The 19,910-nt window shown below is 71.2% G+C and carries 17 protein-coding genes and 1 pseudogene; 10 read left to right on the forward strand and 8 right to left on the reverse strand.

Annotation, left to right across the window (positions count from 1 at the left end):
• Positions 1-2 precede the first annotated feature (2 nt).
• Positions 3-1,133 carry a DUF4190 domain-containing protein gene (locus ACKTSN_RS13745; RefSeq protein ID WP_409469398.1) on the reverse strand — a complete coding sequence of 377 codons (1,131 nt, stop codon included), beginning with the start codon at positions 1,131-1,133 and terminating at the stop codon, positions 3-5.
• 61 nt (positions 1,134-1,194) lie between these two features.
• Between ACKTSN_RS13745 and ACKTSN_RS13750 the strand changes: the two are divergent.
• Positions 1,195-2,360, forward strand: a pseudogene (locus ACKTSN_RS13750) (adenosine deaminase).
• Positions 2,361-2,381: 21 nt separating this feature from the next.
• Positions 2,382-3,068: a glycerophosphodiester phosphodiesterase gene (locus tag ACKTSN_RS13755; protein ID WP_409469399.1), complete on the forward strand. Its 687-nt coding sequence runs from the start codon at positions 2,382-2,384 to the stop codon at positions 3,066-3,068.
• Positions 3,069-3,074: 6 nt separating this feature from the next.
• Here ACKTSN_RS13755 and ACKTSN_RS13760 read toward each other — a convergent pair whose 3' ends face one another.
• Positions 3,075-4,754, reverse strand: a complete 1,680-nt coding sequence (locus ACKTSN_RS13760; RefSeq protein WP_409469400.1) for a sigma-70 family RNA polymerase sigma factor — start codon at positions 4,752-4,754, stop codon at positions 3,075-3,077.
• A 370-nt stretch (positions 4,755-5,124) separates the two neighbouring features.
• On the opposite strand from ACKTSN_RS13760, the gene ACKTSN_RS13765 reads away from it, so the two are divergent.
• Positions 5,125-6,288 (forward strand): serine hydrolase domain-containing protein, encoded by a 1,164-nt coding sequence (locus ACKTSN_RS13765; protein ID WP_409469401.1) that lies wholly within the window; start codon positions 5,125-5,127, stop codon positions 6,286-6,288.
• On the opposite strand, the gene ACKTSN_RS13770 is transcribed toward ACKTSN_RS13765, so the two are convergent.
• Both ACKTSN_RS13770 and ACKTSN_RS13775 read right to left on the reverse strand, forming a co-directional pair.
• Complete coding sequence (locus tag ACKTSN_RS13770; protein ID WP_409469402.1) at positions 6,278-6,811, reverse strand: hypothetical protein; 534 nt, start codon at positions 6,809-6,811, stop codon at positions 6,278-6,280. The two genes, ACKTSN_RS13765 and ACKTSN_RS13770, sit on opposite strands and share 11 nt — an antisense overlap.
• A 115-nt stretch (positions 6,812-6,926) precedes the next feature.
• The gene (locus ACKTSN_RS13775; protein ID WP_409469403.1) at positions 6,927-8,366 is read right to left on the reverse strand and encodes a gamma-aminobutyraldehyde dehydrogenase; all 1,440 of its coding nucleotides are present in this window, start codon (positions 8,364-8,366) and stop codon (positions 6,927-6,929) included.
• A 165-nt stretch (positions 8,367-8,531) separates the two neighbouring features.
• Between ACKTSN_RS13775 and ACKTSN_RS13780 the strand changes: the two genes are divergently transcribed.
• The 7 genes from ACKTSN_RS13780 to ACKTSN_RS13810 all read left to right on the forward strand — a co-directional run bounded on the left by ACKTSN_RS13780 (position 8,532) and on the right by ACKTSN_RS13810 (position 15,199).
• Entirely contained in the window at positions 8,532-9,080 is a 549-nt protein-coding gene (locus tag ACKTSN_RS13780) for an Lrp/AsnC family transcriptional regulator (protein WP_224740474.1), read from the forward strand.
• Positions 9,065-10,447 (forward strand): aspartate aminotransferase family protein, encoded by a 1,383-nt coding sequence (locus ACKTSN_RS13785; RefSeq protein WP_409469404.1) that lies wholly within the window; start codon positions 9,065-9,067, stop codon positions 10,445-10,447. The genes ACKTSN_RS13780 and ACKTSN_RS13785 overlap by 16 nt, the downstream gene beginning before the upstream one ends.
• A gap of 189 nt (positions 10,448-10,636) precedes the next feature.
• Entirely contained in the window at positions 10,637-11,377 is a 741-nt protein-coding gene (locus tag ACKTSN_RS13790; protein WP_409469405.1) for an ABC transporter ATP-binding protein, read from the forward strand.
• Positions 11,359-12,669 carry a hypothetical protein gene (locus ACKTSN_RS13795; RefSeq protein ID WP_409469406.1) on the forward strand — a complete coding sequence of 437 codons (1,311 nt, stop codon included), beginning with the start codon at positions 11,359-11,361 and terminating at the stop codon, positions 12,667-12,669. Before ACKTSN_RS13790 ends, ACKTSN_RS13795 begins: the two co-directional genes overlap by 19 nt.
• Before the next feature lie 97 nt (positions 12,670-12,766).
• Positions 12,767-13,174 carry a VOC family protein gene (locus tag ACKTSN_RS13800; RefSeq protein ID WP_409469407.1) on the forward strand — a complete coding sequence of 136 codons (408 nt, stop codon included), beginning with the start codon at positions 12,767-12,769 and terminating at the stop codon, positions 13,172-13,174.
• A gap of 26 nt (positions 13,175-13,200) precedes the next feature.
• The gene (locus tag ACKTSN_RS13805) at positions 13,201-14,331 is read left to right on the forward strand and encodes an LOG family protein (RefSeq protein ID WP_409469408.1); all 1,131 of its coding nucleotides are present in this window, start codon (positions 13,201-13,203) and stop codon (positions 14,329-14,331) included.
• Positions 14,332-14,494: 163 nt separating this feature from the next.
• The gene (locus tag ACKTSN_RS13810; RefSeq protein WP_409469409.1) at positions 14,495-15,199 is read left to right on the forward strand and encodes an LAETG motif-containing sortase-dependent surface protein; all 705 of its coding nucleotides are present in this window, start codon (positions 14,495-14,497) and stop codon (positions 15,197-15,199) included.
• Between the two features lie 60 nt (positions 15,200-15,259).
• Here the strand turns inward: ACKTSN_RS13810 and ACKTSN_RS13815 are convergent, their stop codons facing one another.
• From ACKTSN_RS13815 to ACKTSN_RS13830, 4 genes are read right to left on the reverse strand one after another with little or no spacing between them, the layout of a single operon-like run.
• Positions 15,260-16,057: a maleylpyruvate isomerase family mycothiol-dependent enzyme gene (locus tag ACKTSN_RS13815; protein WP_409469410.1), complete on the reverse strand. Its 798-nt coding sequence runs from the start codon at positions 16,055-16,057 to the stop codon at positions 15,260-15,262.
• A gap of 25 nt (positions 16,058-16,082) precedes the next feature.
• Positions 16,083-17,102 carry an ABC transporter ATP-binding protein gene (locus tag ACKTSN_RS13820; protein WP_409469411.1) on the reverse strand — a complete coding sequence of 340 codons (1,020 nt, stop codon included), beginning with the start codon at positions 17,100-17,102 and terminating at the stop codon, positions 16,083-16,085.
• On the reverse strand, positions 17,102-18,775 hold the full coding sequence (locus ACKTSN_RS13825; protein WP_409469412.1) for an ABC transporter permease: 1,674 nt from the start codon (positions 18,773-18,775) through the stop codon (positions 17,102-17,104). Before ACKTSN_RS13825 ends, ACKTSN_RS13820 begins: the two co-directional genes overlap by 1 nt.
• A complete protein-coding gene (locus tag ACKTSN_RS13830) occupies positions 18,751-19,845 on the reverse strand; it encodes a thiamine ABC transporter substrate-binding protein (protein ID WP_409469413.1) in 1,095 nt (364 codons plus the stop codon). Before ACKTSN_RS13830 ends, ACKTSN_RS13825 begins: the two co-directional genes overlap by 25 nt.
• Positions 19,846-19,910: the final 65 nt, after the last annotated feature.

The raw sequence follows: 19,910 nt of genomic DNA on the forward strand, positions 1-19,910 counted from the left end.
TTCTACGGGGTCACGAGCACCAGGATGCCGAAGCCTGCGCCGAGCAGGATGCCCGCGGTGCCGCAGATGATCCCGGCCAGAGCCTGGCCCGGGTTGGTGGCCTCGCCGCGGTTCGCCCTGCTGCGGCCGACCGCGCCGAAGATCACGCCCAGGATGCCCAGGATGATCGCCACCGGCCACAGACAGAAGCCGGCGGCGGCCACGATGCCGACCACGAGCCCGGCCGTGCCGAGCCCGTTGCTGGGCATCGCCTGTGCACCGGGCCAGCCGTAGTAACCCTGGGCGCCGTGCGTGAGCGGGCCGCCGTAGCCGGGCCCGCCCGGGTAGCCGTGGCCGCCGGGGTAGCCGTACGGGACCTGGCCGGGGCCGTTGGGGGCTATGGGCGGAGGCGGGACGGCGCCGTCCTGGGGGTGCGGGACGCCTGCGGTGGGCGCGGCGAACGGGTTGCCGGCGGTGGAGGCCGACGGCGGGAACGCATCGTGCGGGCCGCCTGAGCTGGGCGGCGCGGTCGGGGCGGCCCACGCCTGCTGGGGTGCACCCGTCGACGGAGCGGTCGGAGCTGCCCATCCCTGCGGGGCCTGGGCTGCCGGGGGGCTGTCCGCGGCGGGCAGGGACGTGATCGTCTGCTGGTCGTGGACGGAGGGGCCGGCCGGGGTGGCGGGTCCGCTCGACGCGATCGTGTCGCCGGGGCCGCCCATGACGTCGTTCGCCGGGGGTGCCCAGGGGTTCGGCTCAGGGCTGGGAGCTGCGGCGGGGTGCTTGTCGAGGGGAACCTGCGGCGCTGTGCCCTGCCGGGCCGTGTCCGCATCGTGCGGGGTCCGCGGCGATGGCGAGGCCTCCCCGTCCGACGGCACGAGGGGCACCGCCTCGCCGACCTGCGATATGCCGAACGCCGTGTCCCGGTCCTGCTGGACCTCCGGAATGGCGCCGCTGTCCAACACGACCTCGGGCGCCCCGTCATACGCCGACCGCTCCGGCGGCGCCCACGGGTCGCGGGGTACCGCATCACTGGGCACTGCACCACTCGGCGCCCCACCGCTCGGCGCCGCACCGGATACGCCGTCGTCCCGGCCCGCCGACGCGGGCGCGGCGTTGGCCTCCGGCGCTGCCGGCGGCTGCCTGTCGTCGGACATGCGCGGGGATCCCCTCTGTCGTGCGTGCCGTGAAGCATGCTACGGCCCTGGCATCTGCCGTGTGGGCCCGGCATACGATGATCCCCGAGTCACCGATCAGCCGATCACCCGCGTCCCGCCGCCACCCGCGGCCGGGGACGCCGTTCCCGGGGAGGAACCTTGACCGACCACGCCGCCGTATCCGCCGTCCCCGGCGTCCGCGACCCGCACGCCTTCATCGCCGGACTGCCCAAGGCCGAACTACACGTGCACCACGTCGGCTCCGCCTCCCCCCGGATCGTCGCCGAACTGGCCGCCCGTCACCCCGACTCCAAGGTGCCCACCGACCCCGAGGCCCTGGTCGACTACTTCACGTTCACGGACTTCGCGCACTTCATCGAGGTGTACCTGTCCGTCGTCGACCTGATCCGCACCCCGGAGGACGTCCGGCTGCTGACGTACGAGGTGGCCCGGGACCTGGCCCGGCAGCAGGTGCGGTACGCCGAACTGACCATCACTCCCTTCTCCTCCACCCGGCGCGGCATCGAGGAGCAGGCCTTCATGGATGCGATCGAGGACGCCCGCAAGGCGGCCGAGGCCGACTTCGGGACCGTACTGCGCTGGTGCTTCGACATCCCCGGCGAGGCGGGTCTCGAGGCCGCCGAGGAGACCACACGGCTCGCCACCGACGACAAGGTGCGCCCCGAGGGACTGGTGTCGTTCGGACTCGGCGGGCCCGAGATCGGCGTACCCCGGCCGCAGTTCAAGCCGTACTTCGACCGCGCGATCGCCGCCGGACTCCGCTCCGTGCCGCACGCCGGCGAGACCACCGGACCGGAGACGGTCTGGGACGCCCTCACCCACCTGCGCGCCGAGCGCATCGGGCACGGCACCAGCTCCGCGCAGGACCCGAAGCTGCTGGCGCACCTCGCCGAGCACCGGATCCCGCTGGAGGTGTGCCCGACCTCCAACATCGCCACGCGCGCGGTCCGCACCCTCGACGAGCACCCGATCAAGGAGTTCACCCGCGCCGGCGTCCTCGTCACGATCAACTCGGACGACCCCCCGATGTTCGGCACCGACCTCAACAGCGAGTACGCCGTGGCCGCCCGGCTCCTCGACCTCGACGAGCGGGGTCTCGCCGACCTCGCGAAGAACGCGGTCGAGGCATCCTTCCTGGACGAGGCCGGCAAGGCGAGCCTGGCAGCCGAGATCGACACCTACACCTCGTCCTGGTTCGCGTCCTGACCCACCACCAGAATTGAGCCCATGCCGAACGTGACCGCCGTGGCCCACCGCGGCGCCCCCTACCACCATCCCGAGAACACGGTCGACTCGCTGCGCACCGCGCTCGAACTGGGCGCGGACGCCGTCGAGATCGACGTACGGCTCACCCGGGACGGCATCCCTGTGCTGCTGCACGACGAGACGCTGAAGCGGCTGTGGGAGCACGACCGGCCGCTGCTGTCGCTGTCGGCGGACGAGGTGCACGGGCTCACCAACGGCGCGGTGCCGACGCTCGCCCAAGCGCTCACGGCGACCGACGGGAGCCGAGTGATGCTCGACCTGCCGGGCACGCCCGATGTGCGAGCGGCGCGCCGGGTCGTGGACGTCGTGCGCGACTGCGGGGCCCAGGACCGCGTGTACTACTGCGCGGGCCCCTCCGCCATGCTCGCCGTGCGCGCCGCCGACCCGGCCGCCGAGATCGCCCTGACCTGGACGACGCTGGCGCCACCGCGTCCCGCGCTGCTGGACGCGGTACGCCCGCGCTGGCTCAACTACCGCTTCTCACTGGTCGGTCGTGACCTCGCGGCCCGCGTCCACCGCGACGGCTACCTGCTCTCCGTCTGGACCCCCGACACCCGACGCGCCATGCGCCGGCTCCTCGGCATGGGCGTCGACTCGATCACCACGAACCGCATCGACGCCCTGTGCGCGCTGCGCACGTTCCGTTGACCCGCGCTACACGCGGGACCGTTGAGGGACCGTCGCCGGGTCGGCCGGGGTCGTGCGGGTGACGTACTGCGGTACGGGGGTGTCGTCCTTGCCCGTGTCGCGGACGAGGCCGTAGCGCTTCGCGCCCTCAGGAGGCCCGGAGTTGATGTCCTCGTTCACGGCGTTCCAGCTCGACGGGAAGACGGTCAGGCCGTAGGAGGCGCCGCGCTCGTTCTGGTTGAGGGTGACGGTGCCGTCGACGTAGAAGTACTCGTTCTGCCACATCTGCTGGGTGCCGTCGGGCAGGACGGTGTAGCCGGTGTCCGGGCCGCCCATGCCGGTGACGGGGTCGCCGTCGGCGGCCTCCCCGGTGACGTCGTCCATGCGGCGGCCGCCACCGGAGGCAACGTGGAAGATCTTGCCCTTCAGGCCGGTCCAGGTCGGCATGGTCAGCCCGCCCGGCCGGTCGTGCGGCGCGATCTGCCAGCGCACCAGGACATAGCCCTGCCCGCTGAGCGTTACGCTCTCGCCGCGGTGCTGCATGACGGCCCTCGCCCCCCAGGTGCTGGTGATGCCGGACTCGGGGCGGTGCGGCAGGGCCGCGGGGCGGGCGTTCGGGTCCGGGGCCCGGTCGACGGCGTCGACGACCGTGCCGTACAGCTCGACCTTCCGCTGCGTCACCGACGGCGACGGTGAAGGCGTGGCCGACGGGGTCACGGAAGGGACCGGGGACGACGGCGGTCGGGCCGTGCTCGACGCCGTCGGGGCGACCGCACGCGGCGGGGCGTCGGGGGTCTGGGTGACGACGTACGCGCCGCCCGCGACGATCGTCGCGCCGGCCGTCACCGCAACGGCGGGCTGGGTGATCGCGGCCATCACCTTCGCGGACCAGCCGACGGAGGTCGCCGTGGCGGTGGCCGCGACCGCCGTCTTGCCGCCGAGGGCGAGCGACAGCGTGAAGCCGACCGGGATCGGGACGAGCGCGATGCCGACGAGGAGCCGTTCCGCCGGTACGACGGCCTCGCGGGTGTCGCCGCAGTAGCCGCAGCCCCTGATGTGCCGGGCCAGCCGCTTGCGCCAGACCGAGTCGGGACGGCCGTTCCAGCGGGCGGTCAGCTCGCGCAGGTCGGGGCAGGCGCCGTCGAGCGCCCGTACGATGCCGCGCGCGGTCTCCAGCCGCTCCTTCACCCGCTGGACGCGCACCGCGGCGTGCTGCCGGCTGATCCCGGCCGCCGCGGCCAGTTCGCGCCGGGTCAGCTCGCCCGCGACCTCCAGCCACCACAGCGACAGCAGTTGCCGGTCCTCGTCGTCCAGCCAGCGCACCGCCTCGGCGACCTCACGCCGCTGCCCCTCCAACTGCAGCCGCAGCACGGTGAGTTCGGCGAAGTCGGTGGCCTCGTGCGCGGCCGACTCGTCGAGGTGAGCGGGCTGCTTGCGGCGGGCCCGGTCCCGTATCTGCCGCATGGCGATGGCGACGAGCCAGGAACGGAAGCTGTCCGGGTCGCGCAGCGAGCCGAGGTTGTCGACAGCGCGCAGCATGGTCTCCTGGACGACGTCGTCGACGTCGGCATGGCCGTTCAGGGCGCGCCCGACCACGTTGTAGACCAGCGGCAGCCAGCCCTCGACCAGCTTGTCCAGCGCATGCCGGTCACCGGCCTGCGCCGCCGCGATGGTGGAGCGCCACTGCCTGCCGGCTCCCTCGTCCACGTACGTCCTCTCCCGGCTCACTTGCTGCCCGTACGCACCTTCTCAGCCTGACCTGCACTGTTGGCTATGTTGGAGATCACATTCCGCTTCCGGTACGGGCGAGGCATGGAGCGGCTCCCGGGTGTGGGGGACGGGGGGACGCGAGTGGAGACGCGGTGAAGGGGGCGGCGATAACACTTTTCGCCGGGCGAGGGCCCGTAAGGGCGATCCCTTACAACTCCCTTGTTGTACAGGGCATTTGCTCCGGGGTCCGTCAGGGTCCGAGCCCCTCCTCACCGACGATCCGGACGGGACCGTACCGCCCCGACGATGATCACGCACCTTCGCCGGACCTTCCCGCCGGCCGTCCCGTCGACTTCAGGAGCAGCAGATGCCCGTACGCCCGCTTCCCGTCCTCCTCACCTCCGCGCTCGCCCTGACCCTGACCGCGCTGCCGCTGGCCGGGGCCGCGACCGCTTCCGCGCGACCCGCGTCGTCGTGCACCGCGCAGGCGATCGAGGACACCCCGAAGGACGGCCCCGACGTCAAGGCCCTGTGCGCCGCCATCGCCGGACTGCCCGACCGGGACGCGACGGCCGCGCTGATCCGCGTGGGCGGCAAGGGGAGCTGGCGCGGGGTGGCCGGTGTGCGCGACATGAGAACCGGCGCCCCGGCGCTCGAGAACGCCCGCTTCCGCGCCGGCTCCACGACGAAGATCGTGACCGCGGCGATCGTGCTGCAACTCGTCGCCGAGAAGCGGATCTCCCTCGACGGCACGGTGCAGGACTACCTGCCGGGGCTGCTCACCGACGACTTCGCGCCCATCACCGTACGACAGTTGCTGGACTTCACCAGCGGACTCCAGCCGGGCGCGTCCCTCGGCGAGACGGACAAGGACGGCTACGCACACCGCTTCGAGACCCTGACACCCGCCGAGGTCGTCGCCGCGTCCGTCGCCAAGGGACCCGACCCCGAGCACGCCCCCGGCGAACACCAGCGGTACGGCAACATCCACTACACCGTGCTGGGCATGCTGATCGAGAAGGTCACCGGTGACTCGTACGCCCACCAGGCGGCCGTACGGATCTTCCGCCCCCTCGGCATGCGGCACACCTCCTTCCCCGCCGGCCCGGACCCCCGCGTCCACGGCCCGCACAACCGCGGGTACGACTGGATCGACGGAGAGTTGGTGGACGTGACGGACTGGAACATGTCCGACCGTTGGGCGGTCGGCGACATGATCTCGACTACGGCGGACCTGGAAAGGCTGCTGGTGGGCCTGTTCCGCGGCCGTGTCGTGCCCGAGCCGCAGCTGACGCAGATGTTCACGGTCCCGGACCTGCCGGGGGCGACGATGGGCATGGGCCTGGAGCGCTTCGAGCTGAACGGGCGGGAAATCTGGGGCAAGACGGGATCCCGCCCCGGCTATCACACGGTCGTGGCGGCCACCCGTGACCTGTCCCGGACGCTGGTCTACTCCGTCAACTCGACCGACGCGAAGGGCGACGGCCTGGCCATCGTCCAGCGCTTCAGTTTCCCGGCGTTCAACCGCTGACGACGGCGGCGGCTGGAGGTGTCCAAGGCGCCGTCAGCGCCTCCAGCCGCTTGATCTTCTTCCGTACGACGTACAGCGGGATCACCCCGAAGACGCCGAACAACATGTCGATCACCGACCACCAGAAGGGGATGTCGCGGATCGGTCCGCAGATGAGGGCGAGCGGGATGATCCCCGCGCAGGCGATCATCCCGAACTCGACGACCCAGATGTTGCGGACGGGGTCGCGGTAGGGGCCACAGAAGGCGACCGCGATGACGAGGTGGGCGAAGGCCAGCCAGTCCGTGCCGTAGAGCAGGAACGGGTAGTCGGCGTCGGCGGCGTCGAGCCCGCGCCGGACGCGCTCGATCCAGTCCATGAGTCCGGGGAGGTGCTCCGGCACGGACAGGGCGCGCAACAGGTCCTCGGTCCAGCGAAGTTCGTGGACGAGGGGGAAGGCCGTGGCGCCGCTGAGCACCAGGCAGACGATGAAGAAGACCAGCCAGGCACGGATGCCCTTCAACAGGGCGGCTCTGTCGCTCATGAGGGGAGCGCAGTCCTGGAATTGAACATGTTCAAAACACTTCGACGGAGTACCCCGGACACACCGCGGCCCCGGACGGTCCGTCCTCCGTCCGGGGCCGCGTTCAACCGGCGACTTACACGTCCAGCGACGTCATCACGTGCTTGATCCGCGTGTAGTCGTCGAAGCCGTACGCCGAGAGGTCCTTGCCGTAACCGGACTTCTTGAAGCCGCCGTGCGGCATCTCGGCGACCAGCGGGATGTGCGTGTTGATCCACACGCAGCCGAAGTCGAGCTTCTTGGACATGCGCATCGCGCGGCCGTGGTCCTTGGTCCAGACGGAGGAGGCGAGGGCGTACTCGACGCCGTTCGCCCACTCGGTGGCCTGGTCCTCGTCCGTGAAGGACTGGACGGTGATGACCGGGCCGAAGACCTCGTTCTGGATGATCTCGTCGTCCTGCTGGAGGCCCGAGACGACGGTCGGAGCGTAGAAGTAGCCCTTGTCGCCGACCTGGTGACCGCCGGCCTCGACCTTGGCGTGGGCGGGCAGCCGCTCGATGAAGCCGGCGACCTGCTTGAGCTGGTTGGGGTTGTTCAGCGGGCCGTACAGCACGTCCTCGTCGTCCGGCTGGCCGGTCTTGGTGTCGGCGGCGGCCTTGGCGAGGGCCTGCACGAACTCGTCGTGGATCGCCTCGTGGACGAGGACGCGGGTGGCGGCCGTACAGTCCTGCCCGGCGTTGAAGAAGCCCGCCACGGAGATGTCCTCGACGGCCTTGGCGATGTCGGTGTCCTCGAAGACGACGACCGGCGCCTTGCCGCCCAGCTCCAGGTGGACCCGCTTGACGTCCTTGGCGGCCGACTCGGCGACGGACATGCCCGCGCGCACGGAACCGGTGATGGAGGCCATCGCCGGGGTCGGGTGCTCGACCATCATGCGGCCGGTCTCGCGGTCGCCGCAGATGACGTTGAAGACGCCCTTGGGCAGGATCGAGCCGAGGATCTCCGCGATCAGGACCGTCGACGCGGGGGTGGTGTCCGAGGGCTTCAGCACCACCGTGTTGCCCGCGGCGATCGCCGGGGCGAACTTCCACACGGCCATCATCATCGGGTAGTTCCACGGCGCGACCTGCGCGCAGACGCCGACCGGCTCACGGCGGATGATCGAGGTCATCCCGTCCATGTACTCGCCGGCCGAGCGGCCCTCCAGCATCCGGGCCGCGCCCGCGAAGAAGCGGATCTGGTCGACCATCGGCGGGATCTCCTCGGAGCGGGTCAGCCCGATGGGCTTGCCCGTGTTCTCCACCTCGGCCGCGATCAGTTCCTCGGCACGCTCCTCGAACGCGTCCGCGATCTTCAGGAGGGCCTTCTGCCGCTCGGCGGGCGTGGTGTCCCGCCACCCCGGGAACGCGGCGGCGGCGGCCGCCATCGCGGCGTCGACGTCGGCCTGCCCGGACAGCGGCGCGGTGGCGTACGCCTCGCCGGTCGCGGGGTTCACCACCTCGGTGGTCCGTCCGTCGGCGGCGTCCCGGAACTCTCCGTCGATGTAGTTGCGCAGACGACGCAGCTCGGTGCTCACTGCCGGCCCTCCAAGTTCGGGTGTCCAATCACTGAGACACCCACCCTAATCCGTAAGCCCACGGTTTCAACACCCCCCGACGCACCAGACCTGCGAAATCCGCAAGCTTCAAGCTCGCAGACAACGGATTTCATCGATCTGGCCTTGCGAAACCGACGAGTCCTCGTGCAGAGTGAGCTCGTGGCCAGTCGAAGCGCAGACCAGAGGAACTCACGCGACATCCGTGAGTCCTCCCGCGAGTCCTCTCGCGATCCCAGGAACGGCAGTCCGCAGCTGGACGCCGTCTCCCTCGCCATCATCGAACAGCTCCAGGAGGACGGCCGCCGGCCGTACGCCGCCATCGGCAAGGCCGTGGGCCTGTCCGAGGCGGCCGTGCGCCAGCGCGTCCAGAAGCTGCTCGACCAGGGCGTGATGCAGATCGTCGCCGTCACGGATCCGCTCACCGTGGGCTTCCGCCGGCAGGCGATGGTCGGGATCAACGTCGAGGGCGACACGGAGTCCGTGGCCGACGCGCTGACCGGCATGTCGGAAGTCGAGTACGTGGTGATGACCGCGGGCTCGTTCGACCTCCTCGCCGAGATCGTCTGCGAGGACGACGACCACCTGCTGGACGTCATCAACAAACGCATCCGGGCCCTGCCCGGCGTGCGCTCCACCGAGAGCTTCGTCTACCTCAAGCTCAAGAAGCAGACCTATATGTGGGGAACCCGATAACCGTGAGTACCAAGGACCTCAGCCGCTCCGCGTACGACCACCTGTGGATGCACTTCACCCGCATGTCCTCGTACGAGAACTCCCCCGTTCCCACCATCGTCCGGGGCGAGGGCACCTACATCTACGACGACAAGGGCAAGCGCTACCTCGACGGTCTCGCGGGTCTGTTCGTGGTCCAGGCCGGTCACGGCCGCGTGGAACTCGCCGAGACCGCCTTCAAGCAGGCGCAGGAGCTGGCGTTCTTCCCGGTGTGGTCCTACGCCCACCCCAAGGCCGTGGAACTGGCCGAGCGCCTGGCCCACCACGCGCCGGGCGACCTCAACAAGGTCTTCTTCACCACCGGCGGCGGCGAGGCGGTCGAGACCGCCTGGAAGCTCGCCAAGCAGTACTTCAAGCTCACCGGCAAGCCCACCAAGCACAAGGTGATCTCCCGCGCGGTCGCCTACCACGGCACCCCGCAGGGCGCCCTGTCCATCACGGGCCTGCCGGGCCTGAAGGCCCCGTTCGAGCCCCTCGTCCCGGGCGCGCACAAGGTCCCGAACACCAACATCTACCGCGCCCCGATCTTCGGCGACGACCCTGAGGCCTTCGGCCGCTGGGCCGCCGACCAGATCGAGCAGCAGATCCTCTTCGAGGGCCCGGACACCGTCGCCGCGGTCTTCCTCGAGCCGGTGCAGAACGCCGGCGGCTGCTTCCCGCCGCCGCCCGGCTACTTCCAGCGGGTCCGCGAGATCTGCGACAAGTACGACGTGCTGCTCGTGTCGGACGAGGTCATCTGCGCCTTCGGCCGCCTGGGCACGATGTTCGCCTGCGACAAGTTCGACTACGTACCGGACATGATCACCTGTGCCAAGGGCATGACCTCGGGCTACTCCCCGATCGGCGCCTGCATCATCTCCGACCGCCTGGCCGAGCCGTTCTACAAGGGCGACAACACCTTCCTGCACGGCTACACCTTCGGCGGCCACCCGGTCTCCGCGGCCGTGGGCCTCGCCAACCTCGACCTGTTCGAGCGCGAGAACCTCACCCAGCACGTGCTCGACAACGAGGGCGCGTTCCGCGCCACCCTGGAGAAGCTGCACGACCTGCCGATCGTCGGCGACGTCCGCGGCAACGGCTTCTTCTACGGCATCGAGCTGGTCAAGGACAAGGCGACCAAGGAGTCCTTCAACGAGGAGGAGACCGAGCGCGTCCTGTACGGCTTCCTCTCCAAGGCCCTCTTCGACAACGGCCTGTACTGCCGTGCCGATGACCGCGGTGACCCGGTCGTCCAGCTCGCCCCGCCGCTGATCTCCAACCAGGAGACGTTCGACGAGATCGAGCAGATCCTGCGCGCGACGCTGACGGAGGCGTGGACAAAGCTCTGATCAACTGACGCTGTGATCAACTACGGCCCCGGTGCCGTCCGTTCGAGTGAGAAACGGCGGCCCGGGGCTGTGTGCTGTCCGGCCCGGCTCCTTTGAGTACCTAGCGTGCCAGTGACCGATCGGCCCAGCCTTCGTTCCCCCGCTTGGGGGACTTGGCACAGGAAAGCGGATCAACTGAGGAGTACGCCCATGGTGGCCCCGCCGGACAACGACGTGCTCTGGGCACGCGCCCTGCACTTCCAGCACCACGACGGCTCCCCTGCGCTGCAAGGCGTCTCGCTCGGCGTCCAGGAGGGCGAGATCCTCGCCGTCAGCGGCCCGCGCGGCAGCGGCAAGAGCACGCTCCTGGGCTGCCTCTCCGGACTGCTGCGGGCCGGGAGCGGCGAGGTGTGGTTCAACAGCGTCCCCGTGCACAGGATGGGTCCCCTCGCCCGGGAACGGCTGCGCCGCGACCGCTTCGGCTGGATCGACCCGGCCCCCGTCCTCGTCCCCGAGCTGAACGTCTGGGAGAACGCCGCGCTCCCCCTGATGCTGCGCGGCACCAGCCGCCGACGCGCCAAGAAGGTCGCCCTGGAGTGGCTGGAGCGCCTCGACATCGGTGACCGCGCCCGCAGACGCCCGCACCAACTGCGCCAGGCCGAGCGACAGCGGGTCTGCATCGCCCGTGCGCTGGCCCCTTCCCCGACGGTCCTGTTCGCCGACGAGCCCAGCGCCCCGCTGCACCGCGCCGACCGCGGGCACGTGCTGCGTACGCTCACCACGGCGGCCCGCTCGCACGGCATCACCGTGGTCCTGGCCACCCACGACCCGGAAACCGCCGCGCTCGCCGACCGCACGGTCTCCCTGCTCGACGGACGGCGCGTGAACACCGTGCACCTGCCGCCCGTCTCCGAGACGGAAGGCCGGGCCGCGTGCTCGCTCTCCGTCTGACCCGCCGCGCCCACCCGGCCGTCCAGCTGCGCCGTCTCCTGGTGGCTGCGGCGTCGGCCGGGACCGGCTTCCTCCTGCTGTGCACCCTCGGCCACGCGATGAGCCACCCGGACACGCCGGCCGCATCCGTCCTCCGGCTGGCCTGGTGTGCGGTGCCGGCGGCCGCCACGGTCCACTTCGCGGTGGCCGTCGCCCGCACCGATCCCTGCACCCGGCCGCGCGACGGCCTCTCGGCGATCGGCCTCGGCCCGGCCCGCCAGATGGCCTTCTCGGCCACGACGACGGCCCTGTCCACGGCCCTCGGCTCGATGCTGGCCCTGCTGTTCTTCCTCCACCTGCGCGGCGACCTCACGGGCATGCCCTTCGACGGAGCGGCGACCGAGTTCCTCGCCGCGGGCACCCCACTCCCCCTCCCCGCAGCCCTGACCCTCCTCGCCCTGGTCCCAGCAGCCGCGTCCTTGTCGGTCGCCCTGGTCCTACGCCCCAGAGAGCCGCGGCGCCCGTCCCGCCCGTCCCGCCCAACCGCGGGCAGTCGTGCCGCTGGGGCGGCGCGGGTGGGCGCTGGGGGTCCCCCCTCTGGGGGAGGCACCCCGCAAGCGCCGGGCAGCGCGACCAACCCTTCAGCCGCACACTGGGCACCTGGTACCCCCGGCGCCCCGACCGCACCCACACCCACCCGCACCCCACCCCACCCCACCGCCACCCTCCCCTGGGGCATCGCCACCCTCGCCGCCGGCCTGGCCGCAGAGGCCTACGCCGCCCACACCAGCACCACCGGCCTCTCCATGCCCGGCAGCCCACCCAGCGGCCCCGCAGGCCTGCTCCTCGGCTGGGCCCTGGCCGCCCTGGGCCTGATCCTGGCCGGCCCAGGCCTCACCCACCTCTGCGGCCACCTCCTCCAGGCAGCCCGTCCCGGCGCCGTGCGCCTCCTCGCCGGCCGTGTCCTCATGGAGGAAGCCACCCGCATCGGCCGCCCCGTCGGCGTCGTCTGCGCGGCCGGGTCCGCCGCGTACGCCGTGGCCACCCTGCAGGACCCGGACGGCCCGGCCTTCGGCCCGCTGACGACCCTCGGCGTCCTCCTCGTCGCGGGCTGCACGCTCGCCACCCTGCTCACCGCCGCCGTCGAGGCCAAGCACGCCCGCGCCGACACCACCGCCGCCCTGCTGCGCCTCGGCGCCCCGGCCACGATGCTGCGCGGCGCCGCCACCCTCCGCGCCGGCGCCCTCCTCGCGGTGTTCGGCCCGCTGGCCCTGTTCGTCGCCGAGCTCGCGGCCCGGCCACTGGCCCGCTGAAGCTCGTACGGAAAAAATTCTCCGGCCGCCGATGAGTCTCCGACGGCCCTCGGGTCTACCCCACCGAACGGCACAAGCCCGATGGGAGAGACGACACATGTACCAGCAGATGATCTTCGTGAACCTGCCCGTGAACGACCTCGACGCCTCGAAGAAGTTCTTCACGGAGCTCGGCTACACGCTCAACCCGCAGTTCAGCGACGAGAACGCGGCATCCGTCGTGATCAGCGACACAATCGTCGCGATACTGCTCACCAAGCCGTTCTACGCGACGTTCACGAAGAAGGAGATCGCGGACGCCACGAGGACCAGCGAGGTGCTGATCTGTCTGAGCGCCGAGAGCCGCGAGAAGGTCGACGAGCTGGTCGAGAAGGCGGTGGCGGCGGGCGGCACGGCGTCGGAACAGGTCCAGGACCACGGCTTCATGTACGGCCGCGCCTTCGACGACCTGGACGGCCACACCTGGGAGGTCATGTGGATGGACCCGGCGGCCGTCGAGGGCTGAGCGGCACGCATGCCTAGCATGGGCGGGTGCAGCCGACACCACCCGCCCACGCGCCCCACACCGCTTCCCACGACCGCGAGATCGAGTCTCTCGCCGAGTTCGACGAGGTCGTCGCCGAGCAGGGAACCCTCGCCCACTTCCGCGTCCAGGCCGTCGATCTGACGGGCCGTACGGACGCACTGCTGTCCGTCGACACCAAGGGCGCCGTCTTCCTCGGCTGTCCGATGGACGAGGCGGCGGCCACCCGGGTGCGCGCCGCCGGCGCCCTGGTCTTCCCGCCCGTCCCGGACCTCCCCTTCGACCCGTACCGCGGCTTCGTCTACACCCCCGACGAGCTGTTCGACTCGCTCGACCAGGGCTACGAGGCCACACCGGACGCCCTGTCGTACGCCTGGCTCCAGGAGACGAAGGCGGACGGCGACGTCTTCGCGTCCATGCTGCGCGCGGTCCACGACGACGCCATCTCCGACGCGCTGGACGAACTCCTCGTCGGCGCCCGGGTGGTGGGTGTCATGGGCGGTCACGCGATGGCTCGCGGCACGGAGGCCTACGCCGGCGCGGCCCGCCTCGGGCGGGAGCTGGCCCGCGCGGGCTTCACCGTCGCGACCGGCGGCGGCCCCGGCGCGATGGAGGCGGCGAACCTCGGCGCGTACGCCGCTCCGTACGGCGACGAGATGCTCATGGACGCCCTCCAACTCCTCGCCAAGGCACCGAGGTTCACCCCGTCCATCACCGACTGGGCGCGCGCCGCCTTCGAGGTGCGCGGCCGCTGGCCGGACGGCGGCCCCTCCGTCGGCATCCCCACCTGGTTCTACGGCCACGAGCCGCCGAACCCGTTCGCCGCGCACATCGCCAAGTACTTCGCCAACGCGACCCGTGAGGACGGCCTGCTGGCCCGCTGCACCGCGGGCGTGGTCTTCCTGCCGGGTGCCGCCGGCACCGTGCAGGAGATATTCGACAACGCCACCCCCAACTACTACGAGTCCCGCGGCGAACCCACCCCCATGGTCCTGGTGAACCGCGCCCACTGGACGGAGAAGCTGCCGACATGGCCGCTGCTCCGGGCGCTCGCGCGGGAGCGTTCGATGGAGGCCCGGATCGCCCTGGTCGACGGGATCGAGGAGGCTCCGGCGGCGTTGAAACGTCTCGGCGGTTAATAAGCGGGCAAAGCCAATCGTCATGATGCGCAGACGGATTGACACTCCTTATGGAGCGCTTATAAACCTGTGAGTCTCCTGGGGGTGGTGAGCATCGGCAGGCGCTGTCGCCTCATCTCCCCCTCAAACCCCCCGCATTACGCGCATCCCATGAAGGACAAACGTGTCCATAACTCGCCGTAACGCACGCCGTTCCGTGCGCATCCTCGGTGTCGTCTCCGCCTCTGCCGCGCTCGCGCTCGGCGCCGCGGGCAACGCGCTCGCCTGCAACATCAGTGAGTTCTCGGCCGCGGCCGAGTGCGACGGCACCAAGGGCGTCATCACGGTCACCGACAAGGACCCGGCCGGCACCCCGGCGACCGTCTCCGTCTACCTCGAGAACAACGGGGCCGACGAGCGGCTCGTCGGCAAGCAGGTGGTCAAGGGCTCCCGCGAGGGTGTCACGATCACCTTCGCCGAGGACTGGAAGCCGGGCGCGACGTACCGCATCCACGTCAAGGCCGGCAACCAGGTCGACGAGGACATCAAGCCGAACCTGGTCACCCCGGCCACCGCCTGCACGACCGAGGAGACCCCCAGCCCCACCCCGACCCCGTCCCAGACGCCGTCGGAGTCGGCGACCCCCTCGGCCCCGGCCGAGTCCGACACCCCGACCCCGACGGCCTCGGAGGGCGGCAGCAGCGCGCCCGCGGACACCGCGAGCAACGCTCCGTCGCCCGCGGCCGGTGCCGGTGACTCCAACCTCGCCGAGACCGGCGCCGACTCCAACACCGGTCTGATCGCCGGCATCGCGGCCGCCCTGGTCGCCGTCGGCGGCGGCGCGGTGTTCTTCGGCATGCGCCGCCGCGGGGCGAGCAACGACCGCTGATCCTCCGTCCGGCCCGACCGGCTGTGGCCCGGCCCGTTCCCGGGGCGGGCCACACGCGTCTCAGCCGAACGTCGCCCGCTCCAGCCAGAACTCCAGCAACTCCCGCTCCCCCAGGACCTCCACCTCGGGGCTGTCCAACGACAGCCGGCGGTAGAAGGCGAGCAGAACGGAGGTGAGCGGGCCGCGCAACGCGACCGTCGCCTTCTCGTGGCCGCGCCGCCAGGCGACCCCGTCCGCGGTGAGCTCGATCACCCACTCGGCGTTCAGCTGAGGCCCCGTGTCCGTGGCGTGCAGATGGATGCTCCGGCCCGGCCCACGCAAATCCTGTACCGCGTCGTGCGGAGCCGTCCGCTGGACGAACTCGACGATCTGCAGCCACTCGTCGATCGCGTCCACCGCCACGTCGGGCGCGACGTCGTACGGCAGTTTCGCGGCGAGCGTGGCGTCGGCGCGGTGGACGGTGACCTCATGGGTCATCCGGCGGGCCCAGAAACCGGCGTTGCGGATCCCGGCCCAGCCCCACACCTCGGCGTCCGGCCCGGCCTCCCGCAGGGTGCCGACGAGCAGCTCGCCGCTCTCGGCCAGCCAGGCGTCCAGCGCGGCCGCGTCCCCTTCGGTCTCCGGCCCGCCGCCTCCCAGTACCTGATCCTCCGGGATGTCCTCCGCGGACCGGGTGCGCACCAGCAGCTCCACCCAGCGCAGGGCGCGGCCCACATGTCGTACGAGCTGTTCCAGGGACCAGTCGGGGCAGGTCGGCACGGTGGCGGACAGAGCGGCTCCGGAGGTCACCACGGACCTCAGCAACCGCATCTGGTGGGCGATTTCGTCGCAGTACCGGTCGTGTGCGAGGTGCGTCATGGGCGGCACCCTACGGTGCGGTCGATCACGGGAGCACGACGATTTCGGCCACGTCGAACTCGACCCCGACCGCGTCCCCCACCTCCGGCGCCTCCCGCAGCGCACACGCCGCCTCAAGCCGCGGGGCGCCCTCGGGTTGCAGATGTACGGCGACATGGGTGCCCTTGAACGTGCGCGCGGCCACCGTGCAGCGCAGCCCGGCGTCGGCCGGCACGAGGCGTACACCGGCGGGCCGTACGAGGACCGTGCCCGCCCCCTGCGCCGCCCCCTCGGGCACCGGCAGCTTGCCCCACGGCGTGTCCGCGGCCTGTCCGCTCACCGTCGCCGCGACCACGTTGTCGAAGCCCAGGAAGCGGGCCACGAACTCGTCCGCCGGCCGCTGCCACACCTCGAGCGGCGTACCGGACTGCGCGATCCGCCCGTCCCGCATCACCACCACCCGGTCGGCGAGCGCGAAGGCCTCGCCCTGGTCGTGCGTCACCGCGAGCACGGTCGTCCCCAACCAGCCGAACAGTTCCCGGAGTTCGACCACCAACCGTTCCCGCAGCGACCGGTCCAGCTGGCCGAGCGGCTCGTCCAGCATGAGCAGCCGTGGCCGCGGCGCCAGCGCCCGGGCCAACGCAACCCGCTGCTGCTCACCTCCGGACAGCGCGGCGACGGCCCGACGCGCGGCACCCGGCAGCCCGACGAGCTCCAGCAACTCCCGTACGTGCTCGTCCTGTTGCCCCTTCGACGCCCCGTGCATCCGCAGCCCGAACGCCACATTGCCGCCCACGTCCCGCTGCGGGAACAGCTGATGGTCCTGGAACATCAGCCCCACGCCCCGCTTGTGAGCGGGCACGCCCGCCTGGTTCCGCCCGTCGAGCACCACCCGTCCGGCATGCAGCGGTTGCAGCCCGGCGACCGCCCGCAGCAGCGTCGACTTGCCGCTGCCACTCGGCCCGAGCACGCACACCACCTCGTGCTCGGCGACGTCCAGGTCGACGCGGTCGAGCGCGGCCCGCCCGCCGAACCGTACGGTCGCGCCCTCAAGGCTCAGCAGCATCAGAACTCCCCCGTCCGGTCGGTCCGCAACCGCTCCAGCACCAGCAGCGCCACCGCGCACACCACCATGAGAATCGTCGAAAGGGCCATCGCCTGCCCGTAGTTGAGCTCACCGGGCCGGCCCAACAACCGCGCCACCGCGACCGGCAGCGTCGGGTTGTCCGGCCGTGCGATGAAGACCGTCGCCCCGAACTCCCCGAGCGACACCGCGAAGGCGAATCCGGCCGCGACCAGCAGCGCCCGCCGCACCATCGGCAGATCGACCTCGCGCCATGCCCGCCACGGCGACGCCCCGAGCACCGCCGCCGCCTCCCGCAGCCGCGCGTCCACGGCCCGCAGCACGGGCAGCATGGTCCGTACGACGAAGGGGACCCCGACCAGCGCCTGCGCGAGCGGCACCAGGATCCATGAACTGCGCAGATCCAGCGGCGGTTCGTCGAGGGCGATGAGGAACCCGAAGCCCACGGTCACGGCGGACACGCCCAGCGGCAGCATCAGCAGCGCGTCGAACCCGCGCACGAACCGCCCGGCATCCCTTCGGGTCAGTGCCACGGCCGCGAGTCCGCCGATCAGCACGGCGATGGCGGTGGCGACGACGGCGTACTGGAGCGAATTGCCGATCGCGTGGATCGGCGGGACGAGGAAGGCCCCGTCGTCCTCGCTGGTCAGCGCCCGGTAGTAGGCGAAGTCGGGCGCGTCCAGCGACCGCTGCACCAGCACGGCCGGCGGCAGCACAAGCAGCACGGCGACGGAAGTGAGGACACCGGCCAGCAGCGCCCACTGGCCCATCCCCTCCGGCCAGCGCGCGGTCACGGACGCGTCCACGAGGCGCAGGGCGGTCTCCCGTCGCCGTACGGTCCAGGCGTGCACGGCGAGGACGGCGCCCACCGCCAGGAACTGGATGATCGTGAGGACGGCGGCCGTCGACAGATCGAAGATCTCTGAGGTCTGCCGGTAGATCTCCACTTCCAGGGTCGAGAAGGTCGGCCCGCCCAGGATCTGCACCACACCGAAGGAGGTGAAGGTGAACAGGAAGACCATCAGCGCGGCGGCGGCCACGGCGGGCGCGAGCGCGGGCAGGGTCACGGTGCGCCAGGCGGAGAGCCGCGAGGCACCGAGCATCCGGGCGGCCTCCTCCTGCCGGGGGTCGAGTTGCGCCCAGAGCCCGCCGACCGTCCGTACGACGACGGCGTAGTTGAAGAAGACGTGCGCCAGCAGGATCGCCCACACGGTGGTGTCCAGCCGTACACCCCACAGCTCGTCGAGCAGCCCGCCACGCCCGACCAGCGCGAGGAACGCCGACCCGACGACCACCGTGGGCAGCACGAACGGCACGGCCACGACTGCCCGCAGGAGTTGCTTGCCGGGGAAGTCGAAGCGGGCGAAGACGTACGCACCGGGCAGCGCGACCAGCAGCGTCAGCGCGGTCGAGGCGAGCGCCTGCCAGGTGGTGAACCACAGCACGTGGCGGATGTCTGACTGCGCGAGGACGTCCGCGATCCTGCCGAGCTGCCAGCCCCCGTCGGCCTTCAGCCCGCGGGCGACGATCGCAGCCACGGGGTAGGCGAAGAAGGCGGCGAAGAACGCGACGGGCAGTGCGATGAGCCCGAGCCGCGCCGCGCCGCCCTTCGTGACGCGCTTCCTGAGGGCTACTTCAGTACGAGCGAGGTCCACGACTTGACCCACTGGTCGCGGTTGGCGGCGATCTCGGCCGGGTCCATGGTCTGCGGATCCTCGGCCTGCGGCCCGTACTTCACGAACTCCTCCGGCACCTGGGCGCCCTCCCGCACCGGGTAGACGAACATGTTCAGCGGCATGTCGTCCTGGAACTCCTTGGTGAGCAGGAAGTCGAGCAGCGCCTTGCCGCCCTCGGTGTTCCGCGCGTTGCTCAGCAACCCCGCGTACTCGACCTGCCGGAAGCAGGTGCCGGTCGCGACGCCGGTCGGCGCGGTCTTCGGCTTCGGGTCGGCGAAGACGACCTCGGCGGGCGGGGAGGAGGCGTACGACACGACGAGGGGCCGGTCGCCGCCGGCCTTCCGGCCGCTCGAGGAACCCGAGAACTCCTCGTAGTACGCCTGCTCCCAGCCGTCGACAACCTTCACACCGTTGCTCTCGAGCTTCTTCCAGTAGTCCTGCCAGCCGTCGTCGCCGTACTTCGCGGCGGTACCGAGCAGGAAGCCGAGGCCGGGCGAGGAGGTCGAGGCGTTCTCGGTGACCAGGAGGTTCTTGTACGCGGGCTTGGTCAGGTCGTCGAAGGACTGCGGCGGGTCCAGCTTGTGTTCGGTGAAGTAGGCCTTGTCGTAGTTGACGCAGATGTCGCCGGTGTCGACGGGCGTGACCCGGTGCTTGTCCTGGTCGACCCGGTACTCGGGCAGGACGAAGTCGGCGCCCTTCGCCTCGTACGGCTGGAAGAGGCCGTTGTCGAGGGCGCGGGACAGCAGCGTGTTGTCGACGCCGAAGAAGACGTCGCCCTGCGGGTTGTCCTTGGTCAGGATCGCCTTGTTGACGGCCTGCCCGGCGTCGCCGTCCTTGAGGACCTTCACCGTGTATCCGGACTGCTTCTCGAAGTCCGCCAGCACGCCCTTGGACACGGCCCACGAGTCGTGGCTGACGAGGGTGACCGTCTTGGAGTCCCCGGAGCCCCCGCTGCCGGACTCGGAAGAAGACCCGCACGCAGACAGCACTGGCAGCGTGATCAGGCCCAGCCCGACGACCACGGCTGTGAACTTCCTGGTGTTGTTCACCGATTTCCTCCTGGCTGACCAGGAAGAGACGCGGCCCTGCCCGGGGACCTTCGGACGGCTCCCGG

The sequence above is a fragment of the Streptomyces flavusporus genome (assembly GCF_046267975.1).
GTDB lineage: Bacteria > Actinomycetota > Actinomycetes > Streptomycetales > Streptomycetaceae > Streptomyces > Streptomyces flavusporus.